Source organism: Bradyrhizobium sp. Bra78 (assembly GCF_024519855.1).
Classification (GTDB): domain Bacteria; phylum Pseudomonadota; class Alphaproteobacteria; order Rhizobiales; family Xanthobacteraceae; genus Bradyrhizobium; species Bradyrhizobium japonicum_G.
This window is the reverse complement of record NZ_JALJRE010000009.1, coordinates 34,984-52,251: the sequence shown is the minus strand read 5'-3', so window position 1 is coordinate 52,251 and position 17,268 is coordinate 34,984. Positions and strand designations below refer to the sequence as shown.

Below are 17,268 nucleotides of genomic sequence, written 5' to 3'. Positions count from 1 at the left end.
GCTCTGGTGTCTCGGCTTGTTGATTCCAAAGATCAGCGCGTCACGACCACCGTGGTGCCGACGGAGACGCGGCCATAGAGATCGGTGATGTCGTCGTTGAGCATGCGGATGCAGCCATAGGAGACGAAGCCGCCGATCGAGCCCGGCACGTTGGTGCCGTGAATCGCGTATTCGCCGCCGGCCAGCGTCATCGCCGCAACACCCATCGGATTGCGCGGCGAGCCGCCCGGAATGACGTCGGGGATGGTCGGCTTGTCGCGCTTCACCTCGGCGGGCGGCGACCAGGCCGGATTGCGGTACTTGCCGTCGATGCGGGTGGTGCCGGCCCATTGCTTGCCGGACTTGCCGACACCAACCGGATAGCGCACGGCGTGGCCGTTATCGAGGATCAGATAGAGCCGACGCTCGTTGGTTTTGACCACGATGGTGCCCGGCGAATAATCGGCCAGGTGCGCCCCCACCATTTCCGGCCGCGCCTGCGCCGCCGTCGACATCAAGACCCCAGCCGAAACGGTGGCGGCGACCGCCACAGCAATCCTCATTGACATCGATTTTCCCCTTGCCCCGAACGGACCGTCCAAAATTACGCAAAACCCGGCAATTGGCGCCGCGCCCCGACATTCTTAACCGCGCCTGTTAACCGGATGGTTTCCACGCACGGCCGCCAAGGGCCAGCCAGCAGAGGGAACAAAGGAAATGTTCGAAATAAAGTAAATGACAAGAAAACAACACTCGGCCGGAAAGATGCAGGCGTGCCGCAGAGCGCTCTGACGAATGCGTGAGGATGTGAACGGCCGTTGTCTCGGGGGCTTTGGCGGGGATGCGATTTCGTGTCCCGGACGCGGGGCAGCGCCGTAGGCGCGTTTACGCGAGTCTTCGACGCGCAAGGCAGGTGCAGCGCACCGCTCAAGGAGCGCTGCGCTGCGTCCGGGGCACGAGAGTCCTGCTACGCCGACTTCTTGTTCTGCCGGTTCTTGACGAGATCATCGACCACGGCGGGATCGGCGAGCGTCGAGGTGTCGCCGAGGCTGCCCGGTTCGTCCTCGGCGATCTTGCGCAGGATGCGGCGCATGATCTTGCCGGAGCGGGTCTTTGGCAGACCGGGCGCGAACTGGATCTGGTCGGGAGAAGCGATCGGGCCGATCTCCTTGCGCACCCAGGTGACGAGCTCCTTGCGTAGCTCCTCACTCGGCTCGATGCCGGCCATCAGGGTGACATAGGCGTAGATGCCCTGGCCCTTGATGTCGTGTGGGAACCCGACCACCGCGGCCTCCGACACTTTCTCGTGCGCCACCAGCGCGCTCTCGACCTCGGCCGTACCCATGCGGTGGCCGGAGACGTTGATGACGTCGTCGACGCGGCCGGTGATCCAGTAATAGCCGTCGGCGTCGCGCCGGCAGCCGTCACCGGTGAAATATTTGCCCTTGTAGGTCGAGAAATAGGTCTGCTCGAAGCGGGCGTGATCGCCATAGACCGTGCGCATCTGGCCGGGCCATGACCGCGTCAGGCAGAGATTGCCCGTGGTCTCGCCGTCCAGCACCTTGCCGTCGGCATCGACGATCTCGGGCACCACGCCGAAGAACGGCTGCGTCGCCGAGCCCGGCTTCAATCTGGTCGCGCCCGGCAGCGGCGTGATCAGGATGCCGCCGGTCTCGGTCTGCCACCAGGTGTCGACGATCGGGCAGCGGTCGTCACCGACGACGCGGTGATACCATTCCCAGGCTTCCGGGTTGATCGGCTCGCCGACCGAGCCGAGCAGGCGGAGCGAAGCGCGCGAAGTCTTCTTCACCGGCTCGTCGCCGCTCTGCATCAGCGCGCGGATCGCGGTTGGCGCGGTGTAGAAGATGTTGACCTTGTGCTTGTCGATGACGTTCCAGAACCTCGAATTATCCGGATAATTCGGCACGCCCTCGAACATCAGCGTGGTCGCGCCGTTGGCGAGCGGCCCGTAGAGAATGTAGCTGTGGCCGGTGACCCAGCCGACGTCGGCGGTGCACCAGTAGATGTCGCCGTCGTGATAGTCGAAGACGTATTGATGCGTCATCGCGGCGAACACGAGATAGCCGGCGGAGGTGTGCAACACGCCCTTGGGCTGGCCGGTCGAGCCGGAGGTGTAGAGGATGAAGAGCGGATCCTCGGCATGCATGTGCTCGACCGGGCATTCCGTCGTCACCATCGCCGCCGCCTCGTGATACCAGAGGTCGCGCGTCGGGTTCATGTCGATCTTGCCGCCGGTGCGCTTGACCACGACGACCCAGTCGACGCCGTCGGCCTTGGCGAGCGCCGCGTCGACATTGGCCTTGAGCGGCACCTTCTTGCCGCCGCGCAGGCCTTCGTCGGCGGTGATGATCACCCTGGATTGGCAGTCGTTGATGCGTTGGGCGAGACTGTCGGGCGAGAAGCCGGCGAACACCACGGAGTGGATCGCGCCGATCCGCGCGCAGGCCAGCATCGCATAGGCCGCTTCCGGAATCATCGGCAGGTAGATGGTGACGCGGTCGCCCTTCTTGACGTTGCGGGTGCGCAGGATGTTCGCCATCCGGCAGACCTCGTCGTGCAGCTCCTTGTAGGTGATGTGCTTCGACTGCGAGGGATCGTCACCTTCCCAGATGATCGCGGTCTGGTTGGCGCGCTTGTGGAGATGCCGGTCGATGCAATTGTGGGCGACGTTGAGGACGCCGTCCTCGAACCATTTGATCGAGATGTTACCGGGCGCGAAAGAGACGTTCTCGATCTTCGTCGGCGCGTGCATCCAGTCGATGCGCTTGGCCTGCTCCGCCCAGAACGCATTCGGGTCCGAGATCGAGCGGGCGTACATGTCCTTGTACTTGGCCTGGTCGACCCAGGCACGCTTGGCCCATTCCGCGGGGACGTCGTAGATCTTCTCGGACATGTTTCCCTCCAGATACGGCAAGCCGAGCGCAGGTCACCGGCGAGCCGACTTGATCGTTGATCGATTATGCGTCGGGCTAACCGGGCCCGACAAGGTGCACAAGCTGGACCTTCGGCGAGCCGCCGGCCATGCGGAGGATCAAGGTGCAAAGGCTGGCTGTCGCAAATCTGAAACAGGCTGGGAGGCGGTCTTCGGCTCTTTACCCAGATCTTGGGAATAGGCCTGTGCAGGGCGCCCATGCATCGCAGGCGGTATTTAGAAACCGCTTCTCACCGATTCGGGACTCGCAATGCGGTTCGGAACACCCTAAGTGGCTAACCCGGGTCCCAAGAGACCGTCCAAGCGACCCCTTGGAACAAAAATCAGAACAGCGGCATTGAACGGTAACAGACAGGGCCAAGGCTTAAGACTATGATGGATCAGCAGAATCTCGGGACGATGCGGCCCGCTTCGGCCGATCCTGCTGCCGTCGCGCTGGCCAAGGCCCTCGGACAATGGCCGAAACGGGCCGGTTCCGGCCGTTCCAGCCCGAAAAAACTGTTCGATACGGCGCCTGCGGCGACGGTCGAGGCCCTTGCCAAGGAGCTGGGCCTGCGGCTCGGCGACCAGAACGAGCTGACCATCCGCCGCATCAGGCGCGGCAAGGGCTATTCCTTCGTGCGGCCCAACGGCGCCCACATCCGCGATGCCCGCACCATCCGCCGGCTGCACGCCATGGCGGTACCGCCGGCCTATCGCGAGGTGCGCTATTCGGCTGATCCGAGCTCGCATCTCCAGGCGGTGGGACGCGATGCCGCGGGCCGGCTGCAATACCGCTATCACGCCGATTGGGAGAAGGTCCGCGAGCACCGCAAGGCGCATCGGCTGGAAAAGCTCGTCGGCGCACTGCCAAAGATCCGGCGCAAGGTCTCGGCGTTCCTGTCGGGCGACGAGCCGACGCGTGAATTCGCGCTTTCGGCGGTGATCGAATTGATCGCGCGCACCGCGATCCGTCCCGGCAACGAGTCCTATGCCCGCCTCAATGGCACCCGCGGCGCCACCACGCTGCACAAGTCCAACGTCACGCTGGAAGACGATTGCTTCGTGCTGACGTTCAAGGCCAAGGGCGGCAAGGCGGTGCGCAAGGAATGCGACGCGGCCAAGCTCGTCCGCGCCATCGGCATCCTCAACGGCGTTCCCGGCAAGCGCATGTTCCAGTATCGCGATGCCTACGGCATCGTGCGCGCGGTCAGCACCACGCAGGTGAACGCGTTCCTGCGCGAGATCGCCGGCATCAAGATCTCGCTGAAGGATTTCCGCACGCTGATGGCGTCTGCCGTCGTCGTGGAATCGCTGTCGCGGATCACGCCGGCGACCAGCCAGCGTGGCCGCAAGAAGCAGGTGCTGGAGGCGATCCGCGCCGCGGCCGATCAGCTCTCCAACACGCCGGCGATCTGCCGCAAGAGCTACGTCCACGACACCATCGTCACCGCCTTCGAGGACGGTATCCTCGAGCGCTTCGCCGCGACCATGAAGGGCCAGCGTTCGCAGGCCAGGCGCGAGCAGCTCTTGCAGCAGGTGGTGGCGACCGCGGCGGTTTAGCCTGGGCGTCGTTGCGCCTTGGTGGAAACGCCGTTGTCGGGACCGGGATCGCCGCCTGCGGCTGCAGTCGTGAGCCGTCCCAGATAATGCGCCCATCCCGTTGCGTGCGCGGCAGCCTGCTCCACGGTTGGCAGCCCGCTATGGGTCATGCGCAGCAGCGTGCCGCCGTCGCGTTCGATCAGGTCGATCTCGATCAGGCTCGAGCCGGGCGGCACTTCCTGGCCGCCCTCCCAGCCGAACGTGTAGGCCAGACGATGCACGGGCACGACTTCGCGGAATGCGCCGCGGGCGTCGCCGCCGCGCGGGCCGATGCCCTTGAGCAGATACAGCCCGCCCGGATGCGGCTCCGTGGTGGCGTCGGAGCCCATCCAGCTCAGAATCTTCTCGGGATCGGTCAAATACGCGAAGACGGTGGCGCGCGGGGCTGCGATCTGGGTCTCGCGACGCACTACGAACGGCTCGGTCATTGGCGATCATTCCTGGGCTGACACTGGCACATGGCGGCCCCAAAGCAGCCCGTCAAGGATTGCCCGTGACAAAGACGGCCCATCTTCGCCATCATCGGACAATGCAACTCTCCCCGACCCTCGCCTGGCTTGTCGACGCTGCCTCGGACAGCCCCGGCGCCGACCGCCTGCTCGCGGACCTCGGCGCGCACCTGCTCGCCGACGGCGTGCCGCTTGCGGCAGGCAGCCTGACGCTGGAGGTGCCGCACCCGCTGATCGCGAAGCGGACCTGGCTGTGGCGCGCAGACGGCGGCCGCGTGATCGAGGCGCTCGGCTTCGCGCCGGGGGGCCTTGCGCCCGATCCGCCCAACGATGCCGGCCGCCGCTGGCTGCGCGACATCGCGGACGGCAAGGTGCACGAAGACGCGGTCGGACGGCCCGATGGTCCGTTGCTCGGCTGGATCGGGCCGCGTCCGTTCACCGCGGACGAGATCGAGCAATTGCGCCAGGCCGCGCGTTTCGCCGCGACGCCTCTTGCGGTGCTTGCCGCGCGTGCCACGTTGCGCGCGACGCTCGATGCCTATCTCGGCAAGCGCAGCGCGGAGCGTGTGCTCGCGGCACCCCTGCGGCGCGATCTCGGCGAGACCATTCAGGCCGCGCTGCTCTATGCCGATTTGCGCAACTTCACGCTGCTGTCGGAAACCACACCGCCCGCCGATGTCATCGCGTCGCTCGACGCCTGGTTCGATCGCATCGCCGGCGCGGTCCACGCCTTCGGCGGCGAGGTGCTGAAATTCATCGGCGACGGCGTGCTCGCGATCTTTCCGGTGGTCGAGGCTTCACCGCGCCGCGCCTGCGATTCGGCCCTGCGCGCCGCGGGCGCGGCCGAAGCCGGAATGGTGTATCTCAACGCGGAGCGCCGTGCCCAGGGACTGCCGCCGCTCGCGTTCGGCGCCGCCCTTCATCTCGGCGAGATGCTGTGGGGCAATATCGGCGCTGCCAACCGACTCGATTTCACGGCGATCGGCCCCGCCGTCAATCTCGCCAGCCGGCTCGAAGGATTGTGCAAGCCGCTCGGCAGGACCGTGCTGGTGTCGGGCGCGCTCGCCGCCGAGACCGACATGCCGCTCGTCGCGCTCGGTCCGCATCCGCTGCGCGGCATCGCCGCGCCATGCGAGGTCTTTGCGCTGCCGGAGCCGCAGGCCCGGATAGCGTAGCGAAGATGGAGCGAATTACATTCCGCCCATCTTGCAGACGAGCTTCCACTCCTCCGCCGTCACCGGTTGCACCGAAAGGCGCGAATATTTCACCAGCGCCATGTCGGCCAGCTTCTTCTCGGCCTTGATCGCCGCCATCGTCACCGGTGTCTTCAACGGCTTGTCGGCCTTGATATCGACGCAGACGAATTTGTCGGTCTTGTCGGTCGGGTCGGGGTAGGCTTCCTTGATGATCTCGGCGATGCCGACGATCTCCTTGCCCTCGTTGGAATGATAGAAGAACGCCTTGTCGCCCTTCTTCATGTTCACGAGGTTGATGCGCGCGGTGTAATTGCGCACGCCGGTCCAGGCTTCGCCCTTGGCGCCCTTCGCCACCTGCTGGTCCCAGGACCACACCGACGGTTCGGATTTCACCAGCCAGTACGCCATGTTCATTCCTCTGCCTTGAAGGGGCGCGTCAGCAGCCCCGAGATCGCGGCGTCGATCGTGCTCTTTCCGCTCAGGATCGCCGCGACCGCCTCTGACACCGGCATCTCGATGTTTTGCGAAGCTGCGAGTTCGATTAGCACCGGCGCTGTGAACTCGCCCTCGGCGAGCTTGCCGGCGGGCGGTTGCTCGCCGCGGCCGAGCGCCAGCCCGAGTGCAAAGTTGCGCGACTGCAGGCTCGAACAGGTCAGGATCAAATCGCCGAGGCCGGAAAGACCCATGAGCGTCTCACCGCGCCCACCGAGCGCGCGGCCAAGGCGCGTCAGCTCGGCAAAGCCGCGGGTCGTGAGCGCAGCCTGGGCAGAAGCACCGAGCTTGCGCCCGACCGCGATGCCAACCGCAATCGCCAGCACGTTCTTGGCCGCGCCGCCGATCTCGACGCCGCGCACATCCGTCGTGTGATAGGGCCGGAACGTCGCCGAGCCCAGTGCCTGCACCAGGCGGCTGGCGATGGCTTCGTCCTTCGCCGCCAGCGTCACCGCCGTCGGCAGGCCGCGCGCGACATCGTCGGCAAAGCTTGGGCCCGACAGGATCGCCGGCTGCGCGTGCGGCGCGGCTTCAGCGATGACGTCGGTCATGAACTTATGGGTGCCGTGCTCGATGCCCTTGGCGCAGGCGACGATCGGCACCGGTTTCGCCAGATGCGAGGCCAGCATGTTGACGGCGCCGCGCAGATGCTGCGCCGGCGTCGCAATCAGCAGCATGTCCGCGCGCGCTGCGAGGGACAGGTCGCTCGTGACCATGATCTCCGGTGCGAGCATCACGCCCGGCAGCCGCGGATTGTCGCGGGTCGATGCGATCCGCGTCGCGTGCTCGGCGTTACGCGCCCACAGCGTCACGTTCCGTCCGGCCCGCGCGGCGACCGTCGCCAGCGCCGTGCCCCAGGCGCCGGCCCCGATCACCGCGACGGAGTGGAACGCGGTCATTGCTAGTATCCCGCTCGCGTGTTGCCGTAGCCGGCCGGCGCCGTGGCGTTGGCATCGAGCAGCCAGCGCGCGCGGGGCTGCGCTTCCATCGTGTCGGTCATGCCGAGCGCAAGGCGCTCGGCGCCGGCCCAGGCGATCATCGCGCCGTTGTCGGTGCAGAGTGCGGGCGGCGGCATGATGAGCTGCGTCTTGGCCTGTCGCGCGACGTCATGCAAGGCACCGCGGATCGCCAGATTGGCGGCGACGCCGCCGGCCGCAACGAGCGCGCGCGGGGGACCGAACTTTTCGCGGAAAAGCTTCAGGCCGACGCCCAGCCGGTCGGCCGTCGAGTCCATCACCGCGGCCTGGAAGCTCGCGCAGAGATCGCTGACGTCCTGCGGCGTGATCTCAGTGAGCCGGCTCGCTTCGTTGCGCACGGCCGTCTTCAATCCCGACAGCGAGAAATTCGCGTCGGGGCGTCCCTGCATCGGCCGCGGAAACGCAAAGCGCGTGGCATCGCCGCTCTTCGCCGCCCGTTCGACCTGCGGCCCGCCCGGATAGGGCAGGCCCAGCATCTTCGCGACCTTGTCGAAGGCCTCGCCGATCGCATCATCCACGGTGGTGCCGAGGCGCACATACTGGCCGACGCCGGTGACGGCGACGATCTGGGTATGGCCGCCCGAGGCGAGGAACAGGCAATAGGGAAATTCGAGTGCGTCGGTCAGGCGCGGCGTCAGCGCGTGCGCTTCAAGATGGTTCACTGCGATCAGCGGCGTGTCGTGCACCATCGCGATCGCTTTCGCAGTGGTGAGCCCGACAATGACGCCGCCGATCAGCCCCGGCCCCGCAGCCGCGGCGACGCCATTGAGCTGGGCGAAGCCGATGCCGGCCTCCTGCATGGCGCGGTCGATGATGCCGTCGAGCAAGTCGACATGGGCGCGCGCGGCGATCTCCGGCACGACGCCGCCGAACCGGGCATGTTCCTCGATCTGCGATCGCACGATGTTGGACAGGATCTTGCCGCTGCCGTCAGGCGCGCGCTCGATCACCGCCGCGGCGGTCTCGTCGCAGGTGGTCTCGATGCCCAATACCAGCATTGGCGAATTGTTATCCAATTTGCGGCCTTGCGCTCATTCGTAAAGCAGAGTTCTGGTACGTCCGGTAGCATTCCGGGGTCGGCCTGCGCAATCGTCACGCGCAGCTCTCCTCGTGAATGCGTCACCGCCACGCGGTTCGGGAACACAAGCGATGTCCATTCTTGTCACACGGCCGCATCCCGACAATGAGGCGACGGCGGAAAATCTGCGCGCGCGGGGTCATCTGGTGCTGCTCGCCCCGGTGCTCAAGTTCGAGCCGGTCGCTTTCCACGATGAAAGCGAGGCCGATTATGATGGCATCATCGTGACATCGGCCAACGCGATCCGCGCCGTCGCACCGCAGTTGCAGGACCTCGATCTGTCACAGCTGCCGCTGTTCGCGGTTGGCGAGCATACCGCCGCCGCCGCGCGCGACGCCGGCTTTGCCGAAGTGATCGTCGCCGGCGGCGATGCCGCGGCCTTGCGCGACAAGGTCATGCAGAGCGTGCGAGCCAAGGTGCTGAAGAAGAAGAGTACGCTGCTCTATCTGGCGGGCGCGGATCTGTCGCGCGATCTCGGCGGCGAGCTCGGCGCCGAGGGATTCAACGTCGTCACGCAGACCACCTATCGCATGGCGCCGGTCAAGCTGTTGCCGCGCGAGGTCTGCGAGGGCTTTGCCGCCCATGGGATCGAGGCGGTGCTGCATTACTCCCGGCGCAGCGCGCGCGCCTTCCTGGATGCGGCGCGAGGCGAAGGCGTCGAAATCTCGGCCCTGGCAATTCCGCAATGCTGCCTGTCCGAGACGGTCGCAGGCGTGCTGCGCGAGGCCGGCGCCTCGCAGGTTCTGGTGGCCGCGATGCCGGACGAAAATGCCTTGTTTGAGACCTTGGAGCGTGCTTTGCGGACCCGTTTGGCGTAAGAGAACGGGCCGAATCCGACGCAATCGGGTCCGCTCAGGGCATGTAAGTGTGAGGAACCGTCACGATGGCCGACGACAAGCCTGAAGACACAGGATTGGCTCCCGAGTCCGGCCGTGCCAAGCGCACTCCGCCCACCATCGACCTCGAGGCAACCGAAGTCTCCACCCAGCCGCACGAGGTTGCGGGCGAGCCGGAGGCTCAGCCGGCGACCGGCCAGGCAGGAGATGAGCAGGCCAAATTCGAAGAGGCCAAATTCGAGGAGACCAAGTTCGAGGAGACCAAGGCCGAACCTCAGCCCGAGGCCGCCGAGCGGCCGTCCGTTGCGGCCGCGCCCGTATCGCCTTCGATTTCGCCCTGGGTTATCGCTCCGGTCTCCGGCGCTGCTGCAGCCGCGGTCGTGATCGGGGTCGGCTGGATGCTGGGCTGGCCGGCGGTGCAGGCGCCGCCGGCCGCGCCGCAAGTGACGAGCGCAACCGTGGATGCGCTGAACGGGCGCGTTGCCGCGGTCGAGGCCAAGGCTGGCAAGCCCGCTGCCGATCCGGCCCTGCTGGCGCGGATCGACGCGCTGGAGAAATCCGCAAGCAGCCTGCGCAGCGACATCGCCAGTCTGCGCGCGCAATCCGACAAGACCGCGAGCGCCTTGAACGACGCGAAATCCGCGCCGCGCGATGCTGCTTCCGCCGATCTCGCCAATCGCATCGCGCAGCTCGAGCGCGCCAGCAAGACCGACCGTGCCGAACTCGCGCAGCAAAGCGAGAAGATCGCCGACGCCAGGACGATGGACGACAAGGCGCTGCGCCATGTGGTGGCCGCGGCCCTGCTCGACGTCGCCGTTCGCCACGGAGACGCTTACGGGCCGCAACTGGCCGCGGCGCGGTCGCTCGCGGCCAAACCCGATGGGCTGAAGCCGCTCGACACCTTCGCGTCGTCAGGCATTCCGACGCCGGTCGCGCTGAGCCGCGAGCTCCTCAACATCGTGCCAAAACTGTCGCCACCGGCGGAAGCCCAGAGCGGCGGCGCCGGCATCGTCGAGCGCCTCCAGGCGGGAGCGTCAAAACTCGTCCGCATCGAGCGTACCGACGGGGTCGGCAACGATCGCGGTGCCATCGTCTCACGGGTGACGGCCGCGGCGCTCCGCAACGATTTCGTGGAGGCGCGGCGCGAGCTGAAGTCGCTGCCCGAGGCCGATCGCGCCCCGGCACAGGCCTGGCTCGACAAGACCGATGCCCGCGACGCTGCGCTCGCCGCCTCACGCAAATTCGCCGACGATGCCATGGCGGATCTCGTCAAGCCTGCTCAATAAAGCTTCGCGCAACAATCTGCGCGTATAGGGATCGCCATGCTTCGCATCGTCCTCTTCCTCGTCCTGATCGCGCTGGCGGCGGCCGGCGCGGCCTGGGTTGCCGATCAACCCGGCGAGCTCGTCCTGACCGCGGGCGGTTTCCGCGCCACGACGACGCTTCCGAGATTCGTGTTCCTGCTCGGCCTCTTTGCCGCGGCGGTCGTGCTGGTCTGGAGCCTCGTGACGATGATCTGGCGTGCGCCGGGACGCCTGCGCCGCCGCCGTCACGACAAGCGCCACGCCCGCGGCCGCCATGCCATCACCCACGGCCTGCTCGCGATCGGCCATGGCGACACCGCGCTCGCCCGCCGCCACGCCGATACCGCGCGGCGGCTGGCCGCGAACGATCCGCTCGCGCTGCTCCTGCATGCGCAGTCCGCGCAGCTCGAGGGCAATCGCGACGAGGCGCAGCGCGTCTTCCGCGCCATGGCCGAGCGCGAGGACACGCGCCTGCTCGGCCTGCGCGGCCTGTTCATCGAGGCGCAGCGCGCCGACGATGCGGTCGGTGCCGTGATGATCGCGGAGGAAGCGATCAAGCTGTCGCCGTCCTCGACCTGGGCCTCGCATGCCGTGCTCGGCTTCCGCTGTGCACGCGGCGACTGGAGCGGCGCGCTCGCGATCCTCGATTCGAATCTGTCCTCGGGCCTGATCGACAGGCAGGCCTATCGCCGCCAGCGCGGCGTGCTGCTTGCCGCCCGCGCGCTGGAATTGGAAACGATGGATCGCGACGTCGCACGCGAGAGCGTGATGGAGGCGGTCAAGCTCGCGCCGACGCTGGTCCCGGCCGCAGTGCTCGCCGCAAAATTCGAGAGCGAGGCGCATCAGGTGCGCCGCGCCATGAAGCTGGTGGAAGCCGCCTGGCTCGCCAATCCGCATCCCGATCTCGCGGATGCCTATGCGCATGTGAAGCTCGGCGATTCGGCGCGGCAGCGCTTGCAGCGGGTCGAGACACTCGCCGCCAAGGTTCCTGCCGACAGGGTCGGCCATGTCGAGGGCCAGCTCGCGATCGCGCGCGCCGCGATCGATGCGTCCGAGTTCGCCCGTGCGCGCGCGGTGCTGGCGCCTTACGTCAACGATCCGACCCAGCGCGTTGCGCTGCTGATGGCCGAGCTCGAGCGCACCGAGCATGGCGACAGCGGCCGCGCCCGCGCCTGGACCTTGCGCGCGGTGCGGGCCCGCCACGACCCGGCCTGGACCGCGGACGGCTATGTCAGCGACCGCTGGCGTCCGGTCTCCCCGGTCACCGGCCGGCTCGACGCGTTCCAGTGGCAGACGCCGGTCGCAAGCCTGCCGTCCGGCAAGGGCGACATGATCGAGTCATCGGCCTTCGAGGAAGCCATGCTGGCGGCCCCGCCCCCGAAGCGGGTGACCGCAGTTCCGATCGAAAGCCCCGAGGAACCGCCTGCGACGGCGCCCGATCCAGCGCCGGCGGCACAGGACAATTCGCCTCCCGTTGCCGAGGAAGAGCCCGCGGCCACGCCCGCCGAGCCGGTCCAACCAGCGCCCGAGCCGGCCGAATCATCGCCGGTGGCGGCGACGCCGGTGTTCCGGACCCGCGCCGACCTCGGCAAGCCCTCACCGGCGCCGATTCCCGCCGTCATCCCGATCATCCGCGCCCCGGATGATCCCGGGATCGATGACGAGGGTCCGAGCGATGAATTCACGGAACAAATCGGCACGCCCAGGGACGCTGCAAAGGCCCAGGCCGGCGGCTGGCGCGGATTCTGGTCCCGCTGGGGCGCGTGAGGGGCATTTCGAAGCCGGCGCCACCTTGCCAATTCGGGCCATGCCCGATATCAGGAGCGCGCGTAACGGGACCGGCTTTGCTTGGGTCCCGGCAGGGTTCGCCGCAATAGCTCAGTTGGTAGAGCACGTCATTCGTAATGACGGGGTCGGGGGTTCGAGTCCCTCTTGCGGCACCAGCGCTCCGAACGTCTACTCAGGTTCATCCGATCCTCGCAAGCGCGGCTCCTCGCAAGCCCGGTGTTTTTGCCGGCGCATCCAGCCCGCACGAGTGCACGGTCCAGATGGGTCGCGCAGAGCGCGGCCGTTGTATCACCGTGGGAGCGTTCGAGGTCGCGCAGCGGCCCGGGTGATCGCGATCACATAACTTCAGGCATGACTTCCGTAGTGTCGCGGCCACGCCAACACGGGGAGATTTCATATGCGCAAGATCATTCTGATCACCGCCATGGTCCTGGGTTCCGCGTCTGCCCAGGCAGACGGCGCACGCAGCCTGTCGCTGTCCGCGGCGAGTGAGCGTGCCGCCGCTCCGCAAGCCGCCACGACGGCGGCGACGACCGCCACGACGACGCAAGTCAGCGAGGTCGCGCCGGCCGTCGAAGCTCCGAAATATGTCGATCGTCCGCCGGCAATCCCGGCGCCCGCTCCTGTCCCTGCCCCTGCTCCTGTCCCTGCGCCCGTCGCGACGACAGCTCCCGCCGCGACCACGACGACCGCGTCAGTGCCGGTCAGGACGACCAAGCCCGCGAAGACGGCAAGGGCGGACAAGCCGAAGCACAAGCGCACCTGGACCGAAGGCCGCATCATCAGCGAGCTGCATCGCCACGGCATCTATTGGTAAGCAGGCCGCGTCCCCTTGAAAAGCAAATGGCCGGGCGAAAGCCCGGCCATGCGCGTATTGAAGCGGTGGTCTCGTTACTGCGAAACCGTTTGCACCACGCTTCCGATCGGGCGTGCGCTCGAGGTCGGCACCTTCAATTCCTTGAGCAGCGCTTCGTCATATTCCGGCAGCGTCTGGAAAGTCGTCTTGGCCTTCATCTGCACGATCTTGTAGCCGCCGGCCTTGAGGCGCGCGAGCAGCGCCGGCATGGCTTCGCCGGTGTGCTTCTGGAAGTCGTGCATCAGGATGATGCCCTTGCCGAGCTTGTCGAGCTTGGTCATCACGTTGCTGATGATCTTGTCCGGGGTGGCGCCCTTCCTGAAATCGAAGGAGTCGATGTCGGTCGAGAACATCGCGACGTTGCGGGTGCCGAAATAGGTCACGATCGCCGGATTGTGCTGAAGCTGCGGGAAGCGGAAGAACGGCGCCGGATTGGTGCCGAGCGCGAACTTCACGGCGCTGAAGCCTTTCTCGACCTCGTCCAGGGCCTGCTGCTCCGTCATCTTCTTGCCGTTCAGATTGACGTGCGACCAGGTGTGGGCGCCGATCGTGTGGCCCTGCGCCAGCACCTGGCGCAGGATTTCCGGATGATAGGTCGCGTGCTTGCCGACCGAGAAGAACAGGCCCTTGGTGCATTCGTCCGCGAGCGCCTTCAGCACCGCGGGCGTGTTCACGGGCCAGGGACCGTCGTCGAAGGTCAGCACGACCTCCTTGTCGGTGAGGAAGTCGAACTGCTTGAAATGGTCGAAGCCGAAGCCGGGTCCGCCCGTGGTGTCGATCTCGACCACGCGGGACACGCCCAGCGCGTTCGGATTGGCGCAGACCTGTTTCTGCTGCACCGGCATGGCCGGGGCCGGCACTGGCGCCGGAGCGGGGGCCGACGGCTTGCCGGCGAGTGCGGCGGTGGTCTCGACGTCGTCCTTGGCGGCGAGCTTCGCCGGTGCCGGCAATGGATCGGCGGTACGGGCGGCCATTGTTTTGGGAGCGGCCTGATCGGCGCGCGAGGAATAATAAAACCAACCGCCGGCCGCGATCACGACCGCCGCAAGGACACTGGCCAACATCAGGCCCAACGCATTACGCATCGCTACTCTTTCCAATTACGCAACCAAACCTGCGGAATTTCCCGCGCGACGAGCCATTAATGCGAAGGAGCGGTTAACGTGACACCAACACGACGGCGTTTACGGAGGAATTTCAGATAGGTCGGCTTGTGTGACTGATGTCACAGTGACAGGGGCGCCTGTGACCATCATCACAGTGGAAAGGAGTTTGTTGGAGCATCTTGGGTCCCATCAACAACGGGCCCGCCGAGCGGTGCCAATGGGAGCTTCAAATGACCAACTCGCTGAACACCAAGTCCCTGAGTAGCAAGATCCGCGACACCAGCCTGGCTCTGGGCTTTGCCGCCATCGTTTCGATCGTTTCGACGACATCGAGCTTCGCCTTCTCGTCCGAGGCGCAGCAGCAGTGCACCGGCGACGCCTTCCGCCTGTGCTCGTCGGAAATCCCCAACATCCCGAAGATCACGGCGTGCATGATGAAGCATCGCTCCGACCTGAGCGCCGGCTGCCGTGCGGTGATGGACAAGGATCTCGCCAAGGGCGCGTCACGCAAGGTCGCCGACGCCCAGGACAGCCAGTAAACGCGCAACACAATAATCGTTGCGTCGGTCAGCTCCCCTCGCGATGTGCCCCGGCCACAAGCCGGGGCCACGCGATGGCGCCATTCAGCCTGCCAATAAAGCCGTTGCGGCTAAGGGATCGTCGCACTAGCTTCGCCCGCACATCTTCCGGGTTAGAGGCATTGCGCGATGACCAGATTTCTTTTCGCTATTTCTTTGCTCCTGTGCGCATCGGGCGCATCAGCGCAACAGCAGCCTGGACATGATGCCTGCGCGCGCGACGTCACGCGCTTCTGCCGCGCCGTGATGAACAATGGCGACCAGGCCGTGCTCGCCTGCCTGAAGCAGAATCGTCCGCGGCTGAGCAAGGGCTGTGAGAAGGTGCTGACGGATAACGGGCAGTAATTGTCTTCGCCGGGACGACGGCAGAGTGTTTGACAAAACCTACGTGCTGCTCCCCGCCGCGGTCGCGACCACGGGCAGCACCTCACTTGCAGCCTGGTCCGGCGTCTCCTCCTTCCAGCGCACCGAGCCGAACGGACGTTCCAGCATCCGGCGGATACGCACCGGATCGGGACCGATGTGGAAGGCGATCGCCTCCTGATGCAGTGCGCGTTCGGACTGTGTCGAGCGGTTGCGCTGGCGCAAGTAGTCGAGCCAGGTCGGGCAATGATAGCGCTCGGTCCACAATTCGGGATCGGCGATGTCGCGCGCGATCGACCAGCCATAGGCGCCGTTGCGCTGCCGTGAGAGCTGCACGTCCTGCATCACGTTGTGAAAGGCGCGCGCGTTCTCCTGGGCGACCCGGTACTCGATCTCGACCACCAGCGGCCCGCTGCGCGCCGTGAGCGACAGCTTGACTTCCGGATCGGCCAGCAGATCGGCATCCTCGTTGCGGGCGCCGACGCGCGGCATCGTGAGCCAGAGTCCCAGCAGCGGCGAGATCAGCATCAGGCCGGCGGCCGTCAGCAGCGCGACCTCGACGCCGGCATAGTCGGTGAGATGGCCCCAGCCCCAGGCACCGATCGCGATGCCGCCGGAGATCGAGGCCTGGAACGCCGCGAGCGAGCGGCCCGCGACCCATCGCGGCGCCGAGAGCTGCACGCCGATGTTGAACAGCGCGACGGCGGCCATCCAGACAGCGCCCGCAAGCACCAGCGCAGCCGCCGTCAGCACCGGCTCGGTGCTCACGGCCAGGGCGGCCATCGCGAACGCCATCGTGATGGTGCAGGCGCGGATCGCGGCCTCGCCGCTCATGCGCTTGCGCAATTCGTGGATGTTGAGCGCGCCGACCACGGCACCCATGCCGAAGGCGCCGAGCATGATGCCGTAGGTCTGCGCGCCGCCATGCAGCAGGTCGCGCGCGACCAGCGGCATCAGCGCCATGATGGCGCCGCCGATCAGGCCCATCACCAAGGTGCGCAACAGCACGATCTTGATCGGCGGGGAATTGGTGATGTAGCGGAAGCCCGAGACCATGGCGCGGTTGAGCTTCTCCCGCGGCAGCCGCGAGGGCTCGGTGTTGCGCCGCCACAGCAACAGCACCACCAGCAGCGGCAGATAGAGGATCGCGTTGCAGGCAAAGGCGGCGACAGCGCCGAACGCGGCGACGATGACGCCGCCGACCGCCGGACCGAAGCTGCGCGCGATGTTGTAGCTGATGCCGTTCAGCGCGACCGCCGACGGCAGCGCATCGGGGGGCACCTGCTCGCTGACGGAGGACTGCCAGGCCGGACCGAACAGCGCGTTGCCGCTGCCGACCACGAAGCAGAAGGCGAGCAGCGTTTCCGGGGTGATCAGGTTCAGTCCGGCCAGTACCGTGAGCGCGCTCGCGCCGGTCAGCGCGATCGAGAGCGAGACCAGGGTGACGATGCGGCGGTCATACATGTCGGCGATGGCGCCGGCCGGCATCGAGATCAGCATGATCGGCAGCATCAAGGCGGTCTGCACCAGCGCAACCTTGTCCGCCGAGGCCGCCATCTGCGTCATCGCCCAGGCGGCGCCCACGCCCTGGATCAGCAGGCCGAGATTGGAGAGCAGGCTGGCGAGCCAGATGCGCCGGAACACGGTGTAGCGCAGCGGCGCGGTGATGCCGTCGGCCGCAATTTTCTGACGGTTCGTCTGCTCGGTCATATCCCCTTCCAAATGGGCTGGC

General features: G+C 66.7%; 16 protein-coding genes and 1 tRNA gene. 9 read left to right on the top strand and 8 right to left on the bottom strand.

Translation table 11 applies throughout. From position 1 onward, the window contains the following. Positions 1–32 precede the first annotated feature (32 nt). Positions 33–548 (bottom strand): L,D-transpeptidase, encoded by a 516-nt coding sequence (locus OC450_RS20495; protein WP_211383718.1) that lies wholly within the window; start codon positions 546–548, stop codon positions 33–35. A gap of 398 nt (positions 549–946) precedes the next feature. Next, on the bottom strand, positions 947–2,893 hold the full coding sequence (gene acs / locus OC450_RS20490) for an acetate--CoA ligase (RefSeq protein ID WP_211383717.1): 1,947 nt from the start codon (positions 2,891–2,893) through the stop codon (positions 947–949). Positions 2,894–3,304: 411 nt separating this feature from the next. Here acs and OC450_RS20485 point away from each other — a divergent pair, with 411 nt between their 5' ends. After that, positions 3,305–4,474: a DNA topoisomerase IB gene (locus OC450_RS20485; protein WP_262048549.1), complete on the top strand. Its 1,170-nt coding sequence runs from the start codon at positions 3,305–3,307 to the stop codon at positions 4,472–4,474. On the opposite strand, the gene OC450_RS20480 is transcribed toward OC450_RS20485, so the two are convergent. Next, a complete protein-coding gene (locus OC450_RS20480) occupies positions 4,471–4,941 on the bottom strand; it encodes an SRPBCC domain-containing protein (protein ID WP_262048548.1) in 471 nt (156 codons plus the stop codon). The genes OC450_RS20485 and OC450_RS20480 overlap by 4 nt on opposite strands. A 101-nt stretch (positions 4,942–5,042) precedes the next feature. Between OC450_RS20480 and OC450_RS20475 the strand changes: the two genes are divergently transcribed. Continuing rightward, positions 5,043–6,137, top strand: coding sequence for an adenylate/guanylate cyclase domain-containing protein (locus OC450_RS20475; RefSeq protein ID WP_211383714.1), 1,095 nt, complete (start codon positions 5,043–5,045; stop codon positions 6,135–6,137). A gap of 15 nt (positions 6,138–6,152) precedes the next feature. Here OC450_RS20475 and OC450_RS20470 read toward each other — a convergent pair whose 3' ends face one another. From OC450_RS20470 to tsaD, 3 genes are read right to left on the bottom strand one after another with little or no spacing between them, the layout of a single operon-like run. Continuing rightward, positions 6,153–6,566, bottom strand: coding sequence for an EVE domain-containing protein (locus OC450_RS20470; RefSeq protein WP_256807446.1), 414 nt, complete (start codon positions 6,564–6,566; stop codon positions 6,153–6,155). A gap of 2 nt (positions 6,567–6,568) precedes the next feature. Further along, positions 6,569–7,549 carry an NAD(P)H-dependent glycerol-3-phosphate dehydrogenase gene (locus OC450_RS20465; RefSeq protein ID WP_262048547.1) on the bottom strand — a complete coding sequence of 327 codons (981 nt, stop codon included), beginning with the start codon at positions 7,547–7,549 and terminating at the stop codon, positions 6,569–6,571. Between the two features lie 2 nt (positions 7,550–7,551). Beyond that, positions 7,552–8,625 carry a tRNA (adenosine(37)-N6)-threonylcarbamoyltransferase complex transferase subunit TsaD gene (tsaD, locus tag OC450_RS20460; protein WP_262048546.1) on the bottom strand — a complete coding sequence of 358 codons (1,074 nt, stop codon included), beginning with the start codon at positions 8,623–8,625 and terminating at the stop codon, positions 7,552–7,554. Between the two features lie 151 nt (positions 8,626–8,776). Here tsaD and OC450_RS20455 point away from each other — a divergent pair, with 151 nt between their 5' ends. From OC450_RS20455 to OC450_RS20435, 5 genes are all read left to right on the top strand, one after another. After that, on the top strand, positions 8,777–9,523 hold the full coding sequence (locus tag OC450_RS20455; RefSeq protein ID WP_262048545.1) for a uroporphyrinogen-III synthase: 747 nt from the start codon (positions 8,777–8,779) through the stop codon (positions 9,521–9,523). Positions 9,524–9,588: 65 nt separating this feature from the next. Then, the gene (locus OC450_RS20450) at positions 9,589–10,827 is read left to right on the top strand and encodes a COG4223 family protein (RefSeq protein ID WP_262048544.1); all 1,239 of its coding nucleotides are present in this window, start codon (positions 9,589–9,591) and stop codon (positions 10,825–10,827) included. A gap of 36 nt (positions 10,828–10,863) precedes the next feature. Then, on the top strand, positions 10,864–12,612 hold the full coding sequence (locus OC450_RS20445) for a heme biosynthesis protein HemY (RefSeq protein ID WP_262048543.1): 1,749 nt from the start codon (positions 10,864–10,866) through the stop codon (positions 12,610–12,612). Between the two features lie 100 nt (positions 12,613–12,712). Next, positions 12,713–12,788, top strand: a tRNA-Thr gene (locus OC450_RS20440). A gap of 242 nt (positions 12,789–13,030) precedes the next feature. Next, positions 13,031–13,450 (top strand): hypothetical protein, encoded by a 420-nt coding sequence (locus OC450_RS20435; protein WP_211383707.1) that lies wholly within the window; start codon positions 13,031–13,033, stop codon positions 13,448–13,450. Between the two features lie 74 nt (positions 13,451–13,524). Here OC450_RS20435 and OC450_RS20430 read toward each other — a convergent pair whose 3' ends face one another. Further along, positions 13,525–14,574: a polysaccharide deacetylase family protein gene (locus tag OC450_RS20430; protein WP_262048542.1), complete on the bottom strand. Its 1,050-nt coding sequence runs from the start codon at positions 14,572–14,574 to the stop codon at positions 13,525–13,527. Positions 14,575–14,825: 251 nt separating this feature from the next. Here OC450_RS20430 and OC450_RS20425 point away from each other — a divergent pair, with 251 nt between their 5' ends. Beyond that, positions 14,826–15,134, top strand: coding sequence for a hypothetical protein (locus OC450_RS20425; protein WP_211383705.1), 309 nt, complete (start codon positions 14,826–14,828; stop codon positions 15,132–15,134). 168 nt (positions 15,135–15,302) lie between these two features. Then, positions 15,303–15,518 (top strand): hypothetical protein, encoded by a 216-nt coding sequence (locus tag OC450_RS20420; protein ID WP_262048541.1) that lies wholly within the window; start codon positions 15,303–15,305, stop codon positions 15,516–15,518. 39 nt (positions 15,519–15,557) lie between these two features. Here OC450_RS20420 and OC450_RS20415 read toward each other — a convergent pair whose 3' ends face one another. After that, a complete protein-coding gene (locus OC450_RS20415) occupies positions 15,558–17,246 on the bottom strand; it encodes an MFS transporter (RefSeq protein ID WP_262048540.1) in 1,689 nt (562 codons plus the stop codon). Positions 17,247–17,268: the final 22 nt, after the last annotated feature.

Excerpts from the sequence above, each read along its gene's own strand:
- OC450_RS20495 (WP_211383718.1), bottom strand. The coding sequence starts at position 548 with ATGTCAATGAGGATTGCTGTGGCGGTCGCCGCCACCGTTTCGGCTGGG.
- acs (WP_211383717.1), bottom strand. The coding sequence starts at position 2,893 with ATGTCCGAGAAGATCTACGACGTCCCCGCGGAATGGGCCAAGCGTGCC.
- OC450_RS20485 (WP_262048549.1), top strand. The coding sequence starts at position 3,305 with ATGATGGATCAGCAGAATCTCGGGACGATGCGGCCCGCTTCGGCCGAT.
- OC450_RS20480 (WP_262048548.1), bottom strand. The coding sequence starts at position 4,941 with ATGACCGAGCCGTTCGTAGTGCGTCGCGAGACCCAGATCGCAGCCCCG.
- OC450_RS20475 (WP_211383714.1), top strand. The coding sequence starts at position 5,043 with ATGCAACTCTCCCCGACCCTCGCCTGGCTTGTCGACGCTGCCTCGGAC.
- OC450_RS20470 (WP_256807446.1), bottom strand. The coding sequence starts at position 6,566 with ATGGCGTACTGGCTGGTGAAATCCGAACCGTCGGTGTGGTCCTGGGAC.
- OC450_RS20465 (WP_262048547.1), bottom strand. The coding sequence starts at position 7,549 with ATGACCGCGTTCCACTCCGTCGCGGTGATCGGGGCCGGCGCCTGGGGC.
- tsaD (WP_262048546.1), bottom strand. The coding sequence starts at position 8,625 with ATGCTGGTATTGGGCATCGAGACCACCTGCGACGAGACCGCCGCGGCG.
- OC450_RS20455 (WP_262048545.1), top strand. The coding sequence starts at position 8,777 with ATGTCCATTCTTGTCACACGGCCGCATCCCGACAATGAGGCGACGGCG.
- OC450_RS20450 (WP_262048544.1), top strand. The coding sequence starts at position 9,589 with ATGGCCGACGACAAGCCTGAAGACACAGGATTGGCTCCCGAGTCCGGC.
- OC450_RS20445 (WP_262048543.1), top strand. The coding sequence starts at position 10,864 with ATGCTTCGCATCGTCCTCTTCCTCGTCCTGATCGCGCTGGCGGCGGCC.
- OC450_RS20435 (WP_211383707.1), top strand. The coding sequence starts at position 13,031 with ATGCGCAAGATCATTCTGATCACCGCCATGGTCCTGGGTTCCGCGTCT.
- OC450_RS20430 (WP_262048542.1), bottom strand. The coding sequence starts at position 14,574 with ATGCGTAATGCGTTGGGCCTGATGTTGGCCAGTGTCCTTGCGGCGGTC.
- OC450_RS20425 (WP_211383705.1), top strand. The coding sequence starts at position 14,826 with ATGACCAACTCGCTGAACACCAAGTCCCTGAGTAGCAAGATCCGCGAC.
- OC450_RS20420 (WP_262048541.1), top strand. The coding sequence starts at position 15,303 with ATGACCAGATTTCTTTTCGCTATTTCTTTGCTCCTGTGCGCATCGGGC.
- OC450_RS20415 (WP_262048540.1), bottom strand. The coding sequence starts at position 17,246 with ATGACCGAGCAGACGAACCGTCAGAAAATTGCGGCCGACGGCATCACC.